At 25.4% G+C, this 15,969-nt stretch carries 15 protein-coding genes and 1 rRNA gene; 7 read left to right on the forward strand and 9 right to left on the reverse strand.

Annotated features, from left to right (window positions below; translation table 11 throughout):
- The 6 genes from T364_RS0103180 to T364_RS0103205 form a co-directional block, all read right to left on the reverse strand.
- Nucleotides 1-130: ribosomal RNA gene (locus T364_RS0103180) — 16S ribosomal RNA — on the reverse strand; the annotation flags it as partial.
- Between the two features lie 682 nt (nt 131-812).
- Nucleotides 813-1,130 (reverse strand): cell division protein SepF, encoded by a 318-nt coding sequence (locus T364_RS0103185; protein WP_027128295.1) that lies wholly within the window; start codon nt 1,128-1,130, stop codon nt 813-815.
- Between the two features lie 10 nt (nt 1,131-1,140).
- The gene (locus tag T364_RS0103190) at nt 1,141-2,082 is read right to left on the reverse strand and encodes a DHH family phosphoesterase (RefSeq protein WP_027128296.1); all 942 of its coding nucleotides are present in this window, start codon (nt 2,080-2,082) and stop codon (nt 1,141-1,143) included.
- A gap of 85 nt (nt 2,083-2,167) precedes the next feature.
- A complete protein-coding gene (gene hprK, locus T364_RS0103195) occupies nt 2,168-4,078 on the reverse strand; it encodes an HPr(Ser) kinase/phosphatase (protein WP_051532627.1) in 1,911 nt (636 codons plus the stop codon).
- 13 nt (nt 4,079-4,091) lie between these two features.
- A complete protein-coding gene (locus tag T364_RS0103200) occupies nt 4,092-4,301 on the reverse strand; it encodes a hypothetical protein (protein WP_027128298.1) in 210 nt (69 codons plus the stop codon).
- Nucleotides 4,295-5,533, reverse strand: a complete 1,239-nt coding sequence (locus T364_RS0103205; protein WP_027128299.1) for a bifunctional folylpolyglutamate synthase/dihydrofolate synthase — start codon at nt 5,531-5,533, stop codon at nt 4,295-4,297. Before T364_RS0103205 ends, T364_RS0103200 begins: the two co-directional genes overlap by 7 nt.
- A gap of 139 nt (nt 5,534-5,672) precedes the next feature.
- Here T364_RS0103205 and T364_RS0103210 point away from each other — a divergent pair, with 139 nt between their 5' ends.
- The 7 genes from T364_RS0103210 to nusB all read left to right on the forward strand — a co-directional run bounded on the left by T364_RS0103210 (nt 5,673) and on the right by nusB (nt 12,579).
- Nucleotides 5,673-9,086, forward strand: coding sequence for a DNA polymerase III subunit alpha (locus tag T364_RS0103210; RefSeq protein ID WP_027128300.1), 3,414 nt, complete (start codon nt 5,673-5,675; stop codon nt 9,084-9,086).
- A 71-nt stretch (nt 9,087-9,157) separates the two neighbouring features.
- Nucleotides 9,158-9,577: an acetyl-CoA carboxylase biotin carboxyl carrier protein gene (locus tag T364_RS0103215; protein WP_027128301.1), complete on the forward strand. Its 420-nt coding sequence runs from the start codon at nt 9,158-9,160 to the stop codon at nt 9,575-9,577.
- Nucleotides 9,578-9,606: 29 nt separating this feature from the next.
- Nucleotides 9,607-10,947, forward strand: a complete 1,341-nt coding sequence (gene accC / locus T364_RS0103220; RefSeq protein WP_027128302.1) for an acetyl-CoA carboxylase biotin carboxylase subunit — start codon at nt 9,607-9,609, stop codon at nt 10,945-10,947.
- Between the two features lie 47 nt (nt 10,948-10,994).
- A complete protein-coding gene (locus T364_RS0103225) occupies nt 10,995-11,378 on the forward strand; it encodes an Asp23/Gls24 family envelope stress response protein (protein WP_027128303.1) in 384 nt (127 codons plus the stop codon).
- 20 nt (nt 11,379-11,398) lie between these two features.
- The gene (gene amaP / locus T364_RS0103230) at nt 11,399-11,905 is read left to right on the forward strand and encodes an alkaline shock response membrane anchor protein AmaP (RefSeq protein WP_027128304.1); all 507 of its coding nucleotides are present in this window, start codon (nt 11,399-11,401) and stop codon (nt 11,903-11,905) included.
- Between the two features lie 26 nt (nt 11,906-11,931).
- Nucleotides 11,932-12,162 carry a DUF2273 domain-containing protein gene (locus T364_RS10390; RefSeq protein WP_051532628.1) on the forward strand — a complete coding sequence of 77 codons (231 nt, stop codon included), beginning with the start codon at nt 11,932-11,934 and terminating at the stop codon, nt 12,160-12,162.
- A 15-nt stretch (nt 12,163-12,177) separates the two neighbouring features.
- Nucleotides 12,178-12,579 carry a transcription antitermination factor NusB gene (nusB, locus tag T364_RS0103240; protein ID WP_027128305.1) on the forward strand — a complete coding sequence of 134 codons (402 nt, stop codon included), beginning with the start codon at nt 12,178-12,180 and terminating at the stop codon, nt 12,577-12,579.
- A gap of 55 nt (nt 12,580-12,634) precedes the next feature.
- Here nusB and T364_RS0103245 read toward each other — a convergent pair whose 3' ends face one another.
- From T364_RS0103245 to dapD, 3 genes are all read right to left on the reverse strand, one after another.
- The gene (locus T364_RS0103245; protein WP_027128306.1) at nt 12,635-13,966 is read right to left on the reverse strand and encodes an MATE family efflux transporter; all 1,332 of its coding nucleotides are present in this window, start codon (nt 13,964-13,966) and stop codon (nt 12,635-12,637) included.
- A gap of 119 nt (nt 13,967-14,085) precedes the next feature.
- On the reverse strand, nt 14,086-15,228 hold the full coding sequence (locus tag T364_RS0103250) for a pyridoxal phosphate-dependent aminotransferase (protein ID WP_027128307.1): 1,143 nt from the start codon (nt 15,226-15,228) through the stop codon (nt 14,086-14,088).
- Nucleotides 15,229-15,256: 28 nt separating this feature from the next.
- Entirely contained in the window at nt 15,257-15,961 is a 705-nt protein-coding gene (dapD, locus tag T364_RS0103255; protein WP_027128308.1) for a 2,3,4,5-tetrahydropyridine-2,6-dicarboxylate N-acetyltransferase, read from the reverse strand.
- Nucleotides 15,962-15,969 lie beyond the last annotated feature (8 nt).

A 15,969-nucleotide genomic window follows, 5' to 3' on the forward strand; every position in this document is an offset into this window, starting at 1 on the left:
CAAGGCAAGTTCTTTACGTGTTACTCACCCGTCCGCCACCTTACTATCACCGAAGTGAATTCAAGTAGACTTGCATGTGTTAAGCATTCTGTCAGCGTTCATCCTGAGCCAGGATCAAACTCTTCATTAAAACTTTATATTTATTGACTAGGTCAATTATCAACACTTACCGTTATTAAACACCAAAATATGGTTGTTTGCTTGTCATATATCTCTATTCTGTTGTTAATGTCCTTAGTTCCGTATCTCACGGACAAGATTAATTATACCTTAGAAATTAAAATATGTCAACATATTTTTTTATTATTTTTACGAATTTATAGTTTTTCTTTATTTTTCAATACTTTCTATTTTATTTTTTATTTTCTTAGTATATTTCTTTTCAAAATATTCATTAAAATTTTTAAATTATTTAAAAATAATTTTACAATATTAAATAATTATTAATATATTTAATTTAATAATATTATTTCTAAATATATTTTTTAATATCAAAAACTTATATTATTAATTTAAAGTTAATATTACTAAAATTTCTTTAAAATTATTTTAATATAAGAGAAAAATTTTTCAAATATATTAAGATTAAATATTTATAAACCATAATTTTATAAAATTAAAAACTTAAGTAATATTTTTTAATATTTTGTTCAACTATTTTTGCTTGTTATTAAAATTTTTTTATTTTTAAAGTATTTTATTTATTAGTTTCTTATCAAAAATCAAATTATAATTTTCTTAAAATATATAAAAAAGAGTTATTATATTTAAATATAATAACCCTATAAAATTAGTTTTATTTAAAATTTTTCTTATCTTCTAAATATTGGAATTATTTCTTCTTCTTCATCATAAGAACCTGGATAATCTTTCTTAGAAAGTTTATTTTCATATTCTAAGAAATATTTTCCATTTTTAGGAACTGTACAAATAATATTTTCTCCTAAATAAATAATTTTTCCTTCTTGAATAAACATAGCACCACTAAGAAAATCCATTATTCTTTTTTTAGTATTTTCCTCTACATCTGCTAAATTTATATGAACATACTTATTTTCTTTTAAGTATCCTACATATTTTAAACATTCTTCAAATCTTTCTGGTTTAAAAAAAGCTATTTCGCAATCCATGATATCACTCCTATACTCTTTCTATTATTGATATTATTATATCTTTTTCCATTAAATCTGTAGTAAAACCTGCTGCTCTTTTATGTCCTCCACCATCAAAAATTCTTGCAACATTATTTACATCTACTTTTTCTTTACTTCTTAAACTTCCTTTTATCTTTCCATTTTCTTCTTCTTTTAAAAATAACGCCACTTCACATCCGACATATTCTAACATTTTTTCAACAATACCATCAGTTTCATCTTTTTGAATATTCTCTTTAATTATAAAATCTCTACTTAAAGTAAAATATACCAATTTTTTTTCTTTAATTATATTCATTTTAGAAAGTGCTAGTCCTAAAACTTTCATATATCCTAAAGTTCTACTTTTATAAATATGATTTATAATCTTATCTTTATCAATTCCTTTTTCTAATAATTTGCTTGCAACTTCAAAAGTTTCCTTTGTTGTACTTTCATATTGAAAACTTCCAGAATCAGTAGTTATTCCCACATAAAGACATTCTGCTATAGTTTTGTCAATATCAATTTTTAAAATATCTGTTAAAACTTCATATAAAACTTCACTTGCAGAAGAACTTTGTTTAACAAAATTATAATCTCCAAAATTTGAATTACTTATATGATGGTCAATATTTACTAAAAAAGCATCTTTTTTAAATTCTCCAACTCTACCTATTCTTTTAAAATTTGCTGAATCTATAACTATAAAAATATCTGCTTTAGGCTCATCTTTTAAATTAATATATTTTTCAATTTTATCTGCTCCTTTTAAAAATTTATAATTATAAGGAACATTATCTTCTATTATATATCTTATATTTTTTTTAGGATATTTATTTTTTATGGCCCAATATAAAGCTAATCCACTTCCTATTGAATCACCATCTGGATTTACATGAGACGATATAATTATATTTTTACTTTTTTCTAATTTTTCTAAAAACATTAAGTTTTTTCCCCTTTCTTTAAAAAGAAAATTAAAATTTTATTTTGATATTATACCTTAATTTTTTTATAATTTCAAAATTTTTTTATTTCATTAATATTTTTTTTAATTTTTCATAAGAATTTTCTGGATTATGCCCTAATTTTTTAGCCATTAAATTCATAACTACTATTTCTACCATTGCTGCAGCATTTCTACCTGATGACATATAAATCTCAGCTTTATAGACCTCTTTATCTAAAATTTTATCTTTTCCTGTAGAATAATTTACTCTTGTTAAATAATCATCTGATTCTTGTTCTTTAATCTCTATTATAGCTTCTATATTTTTACTTAAAACAACAGAACTCATTCCATAAAGAGTTTTTATATCAATTATCCCTAAACCTCTAATTTCCATAAAAAATGGTAATTTAGAAGCTGTACCTACAACAACTCCATCAGCACTTTTTCTAAACTTCACTAAATCATCTGCCACTAATCTATGCCCTCTATGAATTAATTCAAGAGCTGTTTCACTTTTACCAATACCACTTCTACCTGTTAATAAAATTCCAAAGCCATACATTTCTAAAAATACTCCATGAACTGTTAAAGTATCTGCTAAGCGTTGTTCAAGGTATGTATTTAAACTTGCTATAATTCTTGAAGGATTGCTTTCAGGAGATTTTAACACTATTTTTTTATTTTCTCTTACTAACTCTTTAAAATCTTCTGGTATATTTAGGTCTCCACAAATTATTATTCCTGGAAAATTATATGAAAAATATTTTTTTAAATTTTCATCTCTCTTTTCTTGAGGTAATCTTTTTAAATATTCAAGTTCTACTGAGGTAATAAGTTGTAATCCTTTATTTTCATATATTTCTTCTTCTAGATTAAAAAATCCTGAAAGAGCCATTGCTGGTCTTGTTATACTTGTTGAAGTTATATAATTTTCTTTTAAATACTCTTCTCCATATAATATTTCTAGTGGATTAAATTTTATAAATTCTTCCATAGAAACTTTTTTTTCTTCCATATTTTCTCCTCTTTTTTTTCTTTCTCTTTTCTCTTTTATAATTCTTTGTGACTCTTCCATAAAATATTTTGCAGAATTAACACCCATTAATCTTAGACGAGAATCTATAGTAGCTGTTTCTATAACAACAGCTAAATTTCTACCTTTTCTACCTGGTAAAGTTATTTTTTTAATTGGGTGGTCTAAAATATATTCAAATACTTCATCTACTCCCAATCTATCATAAAACCTTTTTTCATCCCAATATTCTAAATCTATTATTAGTTCTATTCTTTTTCTCATCTCATTGGAAATAATTCCAAAATTTAATGTAAGGTTTATATCTTCTTGGTCTTCTCCCATTAAAAGATAATAATCTCTCTCTGGTTGTACTTTAGCTCTTGTATTAATCCCTATTAAACCTCTATCAGTTTCTTTAACTAAAATATTTTTATCACTTATAAATTTGTGTCCTCTTTCAATTAACTCTATAGTAACACCAATTTTAAGGTCCTTTTCTCCTCTAATTAATACACCCATTCCATAAATATCCAATAAAATAGCATCATCAATTATTGTTTCTCTTCCTAAAATATTTCTTAAAAGATTGTTAAAGTCTCTTATAAACTCTGTAGTTCTATTTTTAGTTCTTAAAACCACCTTATTATAAATCTTAGCCCTTTCTAAAATACTTTCTATATATTTTGTTTTACAACTTAAAATAAGAGCAGGAAATTTATGTGAAAAATATCTATCTAAAATTTTATGTCTCTCTTCTGAAGATAGTCTTAATAAATATTCACTTTCTCTATGTCCCATTACATGAACGGACCTTTTTAATTCTTCTTTATCAACAAAAAATCCTGTAAATTCATATCCAACTCTATGAATTTCATTCATATATATTCTTTGATCCAAATCTCCATCTACTAAAACTTCTAAATTAAAATGTTCTATTATATCTCTAAGAGTAACTATTTTTGGTTCATCTAACACTTTTTCCTCCTAGTTATTTTGATTTATCTATTTTTATTTCTCTTATTATTTTACTATTATCAAGAAAAGAAAGAGTAACTTTCTCAGTCTTATTAGTTGTTTTATTTACAATATTATTTATCTCAAATAAATAAGAAAATTCTTTATAAAATAAAAAACAAACAGCAATTCCTATTATTGTATTTGCTACGAAGAAAAATATTGGTTTTAAAATTTTTAACATAATTCCACTTCCTTTTTAAATTTTTCACATGTATAAAAAGAACCACAAACTATTATTATTTTTTTATTTAAACTTTTTGCATAAGTATAAGCTTCTTGCATATCTTCTATTGATATAAAAACTTTATTTTTATCTGAATAATCATAAAGTTCTTTAGCTGATAATCCTCTAGGATTTTCTTTTAAAGAAGTTAAAATTATATTATTACTCATTTCCTGACAAACCTTTAACATTTCTTTTATTTTTTTATCTTTTAATATTGATACAATAAGAACAACCTCATCTTTCAAATACTCTTTTTCTATTATTTGTTTTAAATTTTTTATTCCATCTATATTATGAGCTCCTTCTAAAATAGTAATAGGATTTTTTCTATAAACTTCAAATCTACATTGCCAAATAACTTCTTTTATTGCTTCTTCTATTATAGACTTCGGAACTTCTAATTTACATAAAGCTTCATAAGCACATAAAAAATTTTTTACTTGATAATCGCCAAATAATGAAAGTTGATATTTTTTATCTTCTAAAAAAATATCTGTATTAAACTTTTCAAAATTTAATTTATAATCTACAGATTTATATTTTTCAATAACATCTACAAAATTTTCTGTTTTTTCTTTTATTGCTTTAAGAAAATCTTCTTGATTATCGCCTATTATTACATAACTTTTCTCTTTTATAATTCCAGCTTTTTCTCTAGAAATTTCATAAATAGTTTTTCCTAAATATTCTATATGGTCTAAAGAAACATTTGTTATTATAGCTATATCTGATTGAACAACATTAGTAGCATCAAATCTTCCTCCCATTCCTACTTCTAAGATGGCATATTCTATTTTTTTTCTAGAAAAATATAAAAACATCATTGCGGTAGTTACTTCAAAAAATGTTGGAGTTATTTTTAATTCTTCTATTTTTTCTTTAACTATTTTATAAATTTCTGATATATCTTTATCTGATATATCTTCTCCATCTACTCTTATTCTTTCATTAAATTTTAAAATATGTGGAGAAGTATATTTTCCAACAGAATAACCTGCTTTTAAAAGAACTGTTTCTATTATTGTAGAAGTCGAACCCTTTCCATTGGTTCCTGTAATATGGATAATTTTATAGTTATTTTGTGGATTTCCTAATGCTTCACAAATTTTTTGTATATTTTCTAAACCTAATTTTATTCCATGTAATGAATAAGAATATAATTCATCTAAAAGTTCTTGCATTTCCAAAATTATCACTTCTCCTCTTTATTCTTAATACTGAAATTATACCATATTTTTTTACTTTTATAGAATATTTTTATAGAATAATCAATTATTTTCCTGTATAATATTTATTAAGAAATATAATCCATTAAGGAGGTACGTTATGGAAAAAAACTTTGTTCATTTACATCTACATACTGAATATAGTCTTCTTGATGGAGTAGGAAAAATAGAAGAGTATATTAAAAAAGCAAAAGATTTAAAAATGAAAAGTATAGGTATAACTGACCATGGAAATATGTTTGGAGCTATTGAAATGTATCAAAAAGCAATTTCTAATGGTATTAAACCTATCATTGGAATAGAGACTTATATAGCTGAGTTTGGTATAGAATCTAAAGAGGGAAAAATATTTCATCTTGTATTACTTGCTATGAATAATATAGGATATAAAAATCTTATGAAAATAAGTTCTTTTGCTTATACAAAAGGTTTTTATTATAAGCCTAGAGTAGATAAAAAATTTTTAAAAGAACATAGTGAAGGAGTTATTGCTCTTTCAGCTTGTATGCAGGGAGAAATCTCAAGAAAAATTTTAGACAATGAAGATGAAGAAAAAATAAATAATTCTGTTAAAGAATATATAGATATTTTTGGAAAAGAAAATTTTTATATTGAAGTTCAAAGTAATGGTTTTCAAGAACAAAAAGAACTTAATAAAAAATTATTAAGTATAGCTCAAAAGTTTAATTTAAAAATTGTAGCTACAAATGATACTCACTATGTCAATAAAGGTGAGGAAGTTTTACAAGATATTTTACTTTGTATTCAAACAGGAACAAAAATTTCTGATGAAAAAAGAATGAAAATTGATACTGATGAACTTTTTTTTAAAAGTCGTCAAGAGATGATAGATTCTTTGGGAGAAGAATATATCGAAGCTATTAATAATACAGAAGAAATTGCTAATCGTTGTAATTTATCTATTGAATTTGGAAAATTTAAGTTTCCTTATTATGAAATTCCAAAAGAATTTTCTTCTACTTACGATTATTTAAAAAATTTAGTTTATAAAGGATTAGAAGAAAGATATCCTCTAGGACTTTCTGATACTATTTTAAATAGAGTTGAATATGAATTATCAGTTATAAAAAATATGGGATATTCTGAATACTTTGTAGTTGTGTGGGATTTTATTAATTTTGCTAAGACTAATAATATTCCTATTGGACCTGGAAGAGGTTCGGCAGCTGGAAGTTTAGTTGCTTATGCACTTAAAATAACAGAGTTAGACCCTTTAAAATATCATTTAATTTTTGAAAGATTTTTAAATCCTGAAAGAATATCTATGCCAGATATTGATATTGATATTTGTCAAGAAAGAAGACAAGAGTTAATAGATTATGTAACAGATAAATATGGTCATGATAAAGTTGCACAAATTATCACATTTGGAACTTTAAAAGCAAGAGCTGCCATAAGAGACATAGGAAGAGTATTAGATGTTCCAATTTCCAAAATTGATAAAGCAGCTAAACTTATTCCTTTCAATTATACTATTAAAGAATCATTAGAGGAAATTCAAGAATTTCATGATTTATATCAAACTGATTCTCAGATAAAAAGAGTTGTAGATTTTTCAAAAAAATTAGAAAATAAAGTAAGACATTCTTCTATTCATGCTGCTGGTATAGTTATCACTAAAGATTCTTTAGATGAAACAGTCCCTTTATATCAAGATAAAGATTCTGTTATAGCTACACAATATCAGATGAAAGAGTTAGAAGAACTAGGACTTCTTAAAATGGATTTCTTAGGACTTCGTAATCTTACGAATATTCAAAGAACTATAGATTATATAAAAAAAGATTTAAATATAGATATAAAACTTTCTGATATTCCACTTGATATAAAAGAAATTTATCAAATGTTATCACTTGGAGATACTTTAGGAGTATTCCAATTAGAGTCTATTGGAATTAGAAAAATTTTAACAAAACTTAAACCAGATAAATTTGAAGATATTATAGCCTTACTTGCTCTTTATAGACCTGGACCTTTAGGTTCTGGAATGGTTGATGATTTTATAAATTGTAAAAATGGAATATCACAAATAAAATATCCTCATGACTCATTAGAAGATATTTTAAAAGAAACTTATGGAGTTATTCTTTATCAAGAACAAGTTATGAGTATTGCCAATCGTATGGCTGATTATACTTTAGGAGAAGCTGATTTACTTAGACGGGCAATGGGAAAGAAAAAATTTAATATAATGAATGAAAATAGAGAAAAATTTATTAATCGTTCATTGAAAAAAGGTTATTCAGAAGAAATTGCCAGTGAAATTTTTGATTTAATTTATAAATTTGCTGGTTATGGATTTAATAAATCTCATTCAGCTGCTTATGCTTTAGTTGCCTATTGGACAGCCTTTTTTAAAGTAATGTATCCAAAATATTATTATGCTGCTTTAATGACTTCCGAGATGAAAGATATAGAAGATATTGCTCTTTATTTACAAGATGCTAAAAAACATGGAATAAAAATAGAACTTCCAAATATTAATAAAGCTGAATCAAAATTTATTGTGAAAGATGATAAAATTATCTTTTCTCTTTCAGCTATAAAAAATGTTGGAGAAAAGGTAGCTGAAAATATAAAAAAAGAATGGGAAGAAAATGGAGATTACAAAACTTTTGAAGACTTTGTAATAAGAACAAAGGCTTATGGAGTTAATAAAAAGACTTTAGAAGCTCTTATCTTCTCTGGGGCTACTGATATTTTACCTGGAAATAGAAATGAAAAATTAATGTCACTTACTAAAACTATAGATTATGCCAACAAAGTTTTAAAAGAGGATGAAATTCAACAAATGAATCTTTTTGGAGAGGCAAAATCTACTATAAATTCTTTTTCTCTTATAAATTCTCCTGATTTTTCTTTAGATGAAAAATTGGAAAAAGAAAAAGAAGTCCTTGGATTTTATTTTAGTGGACATCCTTTAGATAAATATTCTAAGCTTATAAATTCTTTTGACAAGGAGGATATTAAAAACTTAAAATCTGAAAATGACAATAAAGAAATTAAAATTTTTGGTATTTTAAGAAATATAAAAAAAATTGTTACAAAAAATTCTGGAGAAATTATGGGAGCCTTTGAAGTTGAAGATTTTACTGGAAGCATTTCTGGTATTATTTTTCCTAGAAATTTTTCTGAATATCAAAATAATTTTTTAGAAGGAAATAAAGTTTGTATTATTGGAAACATTCAAACTGATTATTTCAATGGAAATGAAAGTAAAAAAATTATTGCTAAAAAAATTTTATTTATAGAAGATATTTTAAATGAAAAATTTTTAAAAGGATATATTCTATTGAAAGAAGAAAATAAAGAAATTTTTCCTAAATTAAAATCAATTTTAAAAAAACACATTGGGGATATTCCTATATTTTTTGCTATTAAGACTAATACTAAAAAAGAAGTAAAACCTTCTAATTTTAAAATTACGATTTCTTTAAATTTTATTGAAGAAATTAATTCTTTATTTGGTGAAGGATGCCTAAAATTTAGATAATTAAGTTGATACTTATATTCATTTGTGATAAAATAATGAGAGATTTTATTTTAAAATTTATAGGAGGAGTCGTGGAAAAAGACAATATTTTAATTGATAATCTAATTGATATATTGAATAAAAATGAATTATCAGAAATAGATTTTCAAGATAAAGATTTAAAAATAAAAGTAAAAAAAGATATTATTGTTGAAGAAATTGTTGAACAAGAAGAAATAATTGAAGAATTTTCTAAAGAAGATGATGATTTTATTTATATAAAATCAAATAATATTGGAAAATTCTTCTTCTATGATAAAACAGGTGTTCCTTTAATTTCTGTTGGTCAAAATATAAAAATAGGTCAAACTATTGGATTTGTATCTACTGTGGGAATTAAAACTCCTATAAAATCAGAAGTTGCTGGTTATGTTGAACAAATACTTCTTAAAAATGGTGAAATAACTGATTATGGAAAAAATCTAATAAAATTAAAAAAAGTTCTTGATTAATATTGAATTAAAGTTATGGAGGAAACAAATTGAAAAAATTACTTATTGCTAATAGAGGGGAAATTGCTGTTAGAATTATAAGGGCTGCTAAAGAATTAGGAATTAAAACAGTTGCTGTTTATTCAGAAGCTGATAAAAATAGTCTTCATGTAAAAATGGCTGATGAAGCTGTATGTATTGGACCAGCTCCAGCTATTGATTCTTACTTAAAAATACCTAATATTATAGCAGCTGCTGAAATAACGGGAGCTGATGCTATACATCCTGGTTATGGATTTTTAGCTGAAAACTATAGATTTGCAAAAATTTGTAGAATACATAATCTTATTTATGTAGGACCTAACCATGAATGTATAAAACAAATGGGAGATAAAGCTACAGCTAGACAAAAAGCTATTGAAAATAATGTTCCTGTAACTAATGGTACTGGAATTATAACTGATATCGAAGCAGCTAAAAAAGAAATTCATGAAAGAATAGGATATCCTGTAATGATAAAAGCCACTGCTGGTGGTGGTGGTAAAGGAATGAGAATAGCTAGAAATGATAAAGAACTTGAAAAAAATATTGTCGCTGCTCAAAATGAAGCTGAAGCTGCTTTTAATAATCCAGATGTTTTTGTAGAAAAATATATTGAAAATCCAAAACATATTGAAATTCAAGTTGTTGGAGATAAACATGGAAATATAATTCATCTTGGAGAAAGAAACTGTTCTATTCAAAGAAGAAACCAAAAACTTATAGAAGAATCTCCATCTTTCAGACTTCCTGAAAAAGTTAGAAAAGCTATGGGAGAAGCTGCTGTAAGATTAGCTAAGTCTATTGAATATGATTCAGCTGGTACATTAGAATTCCTTGTTGATGACCAAAATAATTTTTATTTTATGGAAATGAACACAAGAATTCAAGTAGAACATACTGTTACTGAAGCTGTTACTGGTTTAGACATAATAAAATTACAAATAAGTTTAGCTGAAGGAGATAGATTAAATATATCTCAAGAAGATATTATTCCTTATGGACATGCTATTGAATGTAGAATAAATGCTGAAGATACTGAGAATGGTTTCATTCCTTGTCCCGGAGTTATAACTAAATATGTTGTTCCTGGAGGAATTGGTATAAGAGTTGATTCTCATTCTTATCAAGGGTACGAAATTTCTCCTTACTATGATTCTATGATAGGAAAGCTTATTACTTTTGGTATGGACAGAGATGAAGCAATAGCTAGAATGGAAAGAGCTCTTAAAGAATTTGTTATTGAAGGAGTTGAAACAACTATTCCATTCCATTTAAAAGTTTTAAAAAATGAAAACTATTTAAAAGGAAATATAACTACTGCATTTATTGAAAAGGAATTTGGTTTATAACAACGAATAATAACTATAAAATACAATAAATTAAAGGAGGATTTACTATGAGTAACTTAGGAAATATAAAAATTGCTGATGACGTTGTAAAAACTATAGCAGCAAAAGCTACAGAAGATGTTGAAGGTGTATATAGATTAGCTGGTGGAGTAGCTGATGAGTTTGGTAAAATTCTTGGTAAAAAAAGAGGAGTTAATGGGATTAAAGTAGAAGTTGGAGAAAAAGAATGTAGTATAGATACTTTCATCATCATTAAACATGGATATCCTATATCTGAAGTTGCTAAAAAAGTTCAAGAATCTGTTTTAGAATCTGTTTCTCGTTTAACTGCTTTAAAAGTTATTGAAGTTAATGTTTTCGTACAAGATATTAAAATTGAAGATGACAAAAATGCTAAAGAAGAAAATGAAACAGCTGGAGAAATAGAATAATTTTAAAAGGACGTGATTTTATGATAAAAAATATTATATTTTTCTTTGCATGGATTGGAATATTCTTATTATCTATGTTTGGAATTATTTACATAGTAAGTCCTGAATTTTTAGTATCATTTAATATAAATACTCTTATTGGAAATACTTTTATTTTAACTATTTCTATAGTTTACTTTATTATTTCTTTATTTAGATTTATCACTCTTTTCTCACGAACTAAAGGCTACTCTATTACAAGTTCTCATGGAGAAGTATTAGTATCTACAGAATCTATTAAAAGTATAATCAAAGAAACTTTAGAAGATGATACTGAAATTAAAAATCTTAAAATTTCTTGTGGTAAAAAAGGTAGACATTATAAAGTAACTCTTTTTATAGATATGAATACTCAAAGAAGTATTGCTGAAAAAAGTTCTGAAATTCAACAAAAAGTTAAAGATGAATTATTTAGAAGATTAGAACTTGAAATTCAAATAGTAGAAATTAAAATTTCTAAAGTTTCTATAAAAAATCAAAGTAATTAATGAATAAAAATTTGTGGGGTGATTAAATGCTTGAAGAATTTATATATTCTTTAATAGAAAATAGAAAGAAAATATTTTGGGGAGCAGTATTTTTTGTAATCTCCATATTATTTATTGCTTTCGGTTTATTCTCTACAATTTTTATTGTTGTAATGACTATTATTGGATATCACTTTGGAGATATGGATAATAAAAATATAATAGTAAAACTAAAAAATATGCTAACAAATTTACTTAACAAAATAGATACAAATTAATATAAAGGGGTAAAAATGACTAGAAAAGCTGCTAGAGAGCAATTATTCAAATTAATATTTGAAGCAGAATTAAAAGAAACTTCTTTAAATGAAATTTTTAATTCTTTTTTAAAAAGAGTTTCTGAAGAAGAAATAGAAATTAGTGAAGAATCTTTAAATTTTATAAAAAAATATGCTTTAGGTATTTCTGAACATTCTGATGAAATACTTAAAAAAATTGAAAATACTATGGAAGGTTGGAGTTTTGAAAGAATAGGAAACATTGAAAAGGCTCTTTTAAAAGGTGCTGTATATGAACTTTCTTATGAAAATACTCCTAAAGAAATAGTTATAAATGAAACTGTTGAACTTGCTAAAAAATATGGAGACACTAAATCTTCTGAATTTTTAAATGGTGTATTAGCAAAATTTGTATAAAAATAAAGGGTTGTTACTAAAAATATTGTAATAACCCTTTTTGTTTTTTAATTTTTTATATAAATTTTTTATCTTTCCACTTTCCACTTTTCCATCTAAGTAACATTGCTATTCCTCTAAACCATTCATCAGCTGCATTGGCTACCCAAATTCCTACAAGTCCCCAACCTAATTTTAAACCAAAAATATATGAAAAAGGAACTGCTACTATAAAAATAAATATTATTCCCATAAACATTGGAAATTTTATATCTCCAGCTGCATGAAGTGAATTTATTATTACTATATTAAAAACCCTTCCTACTTCTAAAACTATCATAAGTGGAAAAACTTTTAAAGAAGCTTCTAAAATCTCCTGATTATCTGTAAATATTCTCATTATTTGACTTCTCATAGCCCATACTATAACTGTTACAACAAAAGCTAAAAATATTGAAATATATAAGCTTCTAAAACATTTTTTATATGCTTCATCTGTTTCTCCAGCCCCTACAAGTTGTCCTACTTGAATAGCTGTTCCATGTCCTAATGCTATAGAAAATGTCATTATAAAATTAGCTAAAAGCATTAAATAAGTACGAGAAGTTATCATAACTGTTCCCATAGTATTTATCATTGACATTATTATAAGTTGTCCTACATTCCAAGCTAAATTTTCACCAGCTGTTGGAATACCTATTGATAAAATATTTTTTATTACATGGAATGGAAATGGTTTTAAGAATTTTTTTCTAAACTTAAATTTGCAATAGTGACTCATAACTAAAAATCCTACCACACAACCAATAGCCCTTGAAACTACTGTAGATATTCCAACTCCTGTAGGTCCTAATATTGGCATTCCAAACCAACCAAAAATAAACATTCCATTACCAAAAATATTTAATAAATTTACTCCCATATTTACAAATAACATTTGCTTTGGATTTCCATGGCTTTTCATCACAGCTCCACAAGTAAGAGTCACAGCTTGAAATATACACATTCCACCAACTAATTTAAAATAAGTTTTACCTATTCCTATAAGCTCTAAAGGTAATTTTATTTTCTCTAAAATAAATTGTGAAAATCCAAAATATATTCCTCCTAATAATAAACCTAATACTAAATTTACTATTAAAGAAACTGTTATTACTTCTTGAACCTTTTTCTTATTTTTAGCTCCTATAAATTGAGCACAAAGAATAGTAGTAGCCAAATTTACAAACCCAAAAATAACATTTTGAATATTTAAAACTTGACTTATTCCCCCTACAGCTCCTACAGCAGCATCACTATAATGTTTTAACATTATAGTATCTATATTTCCTACTATAGTTACAAGAAGTAATTCTAAAAAAATAGGGATTGTTAAAGATACCAAAGATTTTATTTTTATTTTACTCATTTTTTCTCCTAAATTTTATTATTCAAAAAAAATAAGGATTACTCCTTTGAGTATCCTCATTTTTTATTTTCCATAGATAATTTTATCAAAAAAATTATTTTTATTCAAGATATTTAAAATTATTTTTTATGATTTTCTACATATGTTTTTAATCTTTCTAAAGCTACTCCTAACCTATCAATTTCAGAAACTAAAGAAATTCTAAAATAATTTTCTAGTCCAAAAGATATTCCAGGTACTAAAGCTACTTGAACTTCTTTTAATACATCCATTGCAAAATCAAAAGAGTTTAAATCTGATATACTTGAATAATCAGCAAATATATAGAAAGCTCCTTTAGGTTTTACAACTTTAAATCCTAATTTAGAAAGTCCTTCAGCCATAAATTCAGCTCTTTCTTTATAGATTTTTCTTACATGTGACCTATCAGAATATTTTGTTAAAGCTGACTCAGCTGCTGCTATTGATACAGCCATTGGTGAACTTAAAGTAAATAATGTTGTATTTAAGAATGGTTTTCTATATTCTAATGGTAATATTGTATAACCTATTCTCCATCCTGTCATTGAGTGAGATTTTGAAAATCCATTTATTATTATTAACTTATCTTTTATTTTATCAAAACTTGCAAATGATGTAAATTTACCAAAAGAAAGTTCACTATAAATTTCATCAGCTACTACAAATATATCTTTATTAGCTAAATAATTAATAATATTATTTATTTCTTCATAATCCATTACATTTCCAGATGGATTACAAGGGTTACAGAATAAAACTATTTTTGTTTTATCTGTAATATATTTTTCTAAAAGTTCTGGTGTTACTTTGAAGTCTGTTTTAGATATGTCAACAAATACAGGTTTAGCATAACACATTTCTATCATTGGTAGATATCCAGCATAAAATGGAACAAAAACAATTACTTCATCATCCACATTTAAAAGTGCTCTAAAACATGAAGATATAGCTTCTGAAGCTCCAACATTAACTATTACATTATCAGCTACAAATGAGCTTCCATATTTTTTATTATAATAATCTGCAATAGTTTTTCTAATTTCTGGCCCTCCTCCTGTTGGTGGATAACCTAATTTATGTGTTAAAGCATAATTACAAGCGTCTTCTACTATTCCTTTTTCTGTAAGTATATCTGGTTCTCCTATAGTTAAATCAATAGAATTTTTATATTTTCTAGATTCTTCATTAAGTAATCTGATTAAAGAATACTTAAGTTTTGCTACATTCTGGTTTATTACCATAAATAAAACTCCTCCTACATTTTGTTTTTTATTTTCTTAAATCATCAACTAATTGAGTTTTTTCTAATGTTTTTTCATCAACAGTTTTTATAACTCTAGCTGGATTCCCTGTTACTACAGCTCCTGCTGGTACATCTTCTATTACTACAGCCCCTGCTCCAACAACAGCTCCTTTTCCAATTCTAACACCTTCTATAACAACAGCATTAGCTCCAATTAAAACTCCATCTTCTACTATAACAGGTGTTGCTGAAGGTGGTTCAACTACTCCAGCTAATACAGCTCCTGCTCCTATGTGACAATTTTTTCCAACAGTAGCTCTTCCTCCTAATACAGCTCCCATATCTATCATTGTTCCATCTCCAATAATAGCTCCTATATTAATAACTGCTCCCATCATTATAACTGCATTGTCACCTATTGTAACTTTATCTCTTATTATTGCTCCTGGCTCTATTCTAGCATTGATATTTCTTATATCAAGCATAGGAACTCCAGAATTTCTTCTGTCATTTTCTATATATACATCTTTTATAGTTTTTTTATTATTTTCTAATATTTTTTCTATTTCTGTTGATTCTCCTATAATTATATAAGAACCATCACCTTTAAAAACTTTAGCTGAAGTTTCTAAATTATTTAATTCTCCGTTTATATAAGCTTTAACAGGTGTTTTTTTAGTAGAATTTTTTATAAATGCTATTATTTCTTCTGCTGTATTTACTCCGTTCATCTGTCCTC

It is taken from the genome of Fusobacterium perfoetens ATCC 29250 (genome assembly GCF_000622245.1).
GTDB classification, from domain to species: Bacteria; Fusobacteriota; Fusobacteriia; order Fusobacteriales; family Fusobacteriaceae; genus Fusobacterium_B; species Fusobacterium_B perfoetens.

What these genes read in the sequence shown, in the direction of transcription:
- T364_RS0103185 (WP_027128295.1), bottom strand. Translation starts at nt 1,130, where the DNA reads ATGGATTGCGAAATAGCTTTTTTTAAACCAGAAAGATTTGAAGAATGT.
- T364_RS0103190 (WP_027128296.1), bottom strand. Translation starts at nt 2,082, where the DNA reads ATGTTTTTAGAAAAATTAGAAAAAAGTAAAAATATAATTATATCGTCT.
- T364_RS0103200 (WP_027128298.1), bottom strand. Translation starts at nt 4,301, where the DNA reads ATGTTAAAAATTTTAAAACCAATATTTTTCTTCGTAGCAAATACAATA.
- T364_RS0103210 (WP_027128300.1), top strand. Translation starts at nt 5,673, where the DNA reads ATGGAAAAAAACTTTGTTCATTTACATCTACATACTGAATATAGTCTT.
- T364_RS0103225 (WP_027128303.1), top strand. Translation starts at nt 10,995, where the DNA reads ATGAGTAACTTAGGAAATATAAAAATTGCTGATGACGTTGTAAAAACT.
- amaP (WP_027128304.1), top strand. Translation starts at nt 11,399, where the DNA reads ATGATAAAAAATATTATATTTTTCTTTGCATGGATTGGAATATTCTTA.
- T364_RS10390 (WP_051532628.1), top strand. Translation starts at nt 11,932, where the DNA reads ATGCTTGAAGAATTTATATATTCTTTAATAGAAAATAGAAAGAAAATA.
- nusB (WP_027128305.1), top strand. Translation starts at nt 12,178, where the DNA reads ATGACTAGAAAAGCTGCTAGAGAGCAATTATTCAAATTAATATTTGAA.
- T364_RS0103245 (WP_027128306.1), bottom strand. Translation starts at nt 13,966, where the DNA reads ATGAGTAAAATAAAAATAAAATCTTTGGTATCTTTAACAATCCCTATT.
- T364_RS0103250 (WP_027128307.1), bottom strand. Translation starts at nt 15,228, where the DNA reads ATGGTAATAAACCAGAATGTAGCAAAACTTAAGTATTCTTTAATCAGA.
- dapD (WP_027128308.1), bottom strand. Translation starts at nt 15,961, where the DNA reads ATGAACGGAGTAAATACAGCAGAAGAAATAATAGCATTTATAAAAAAT.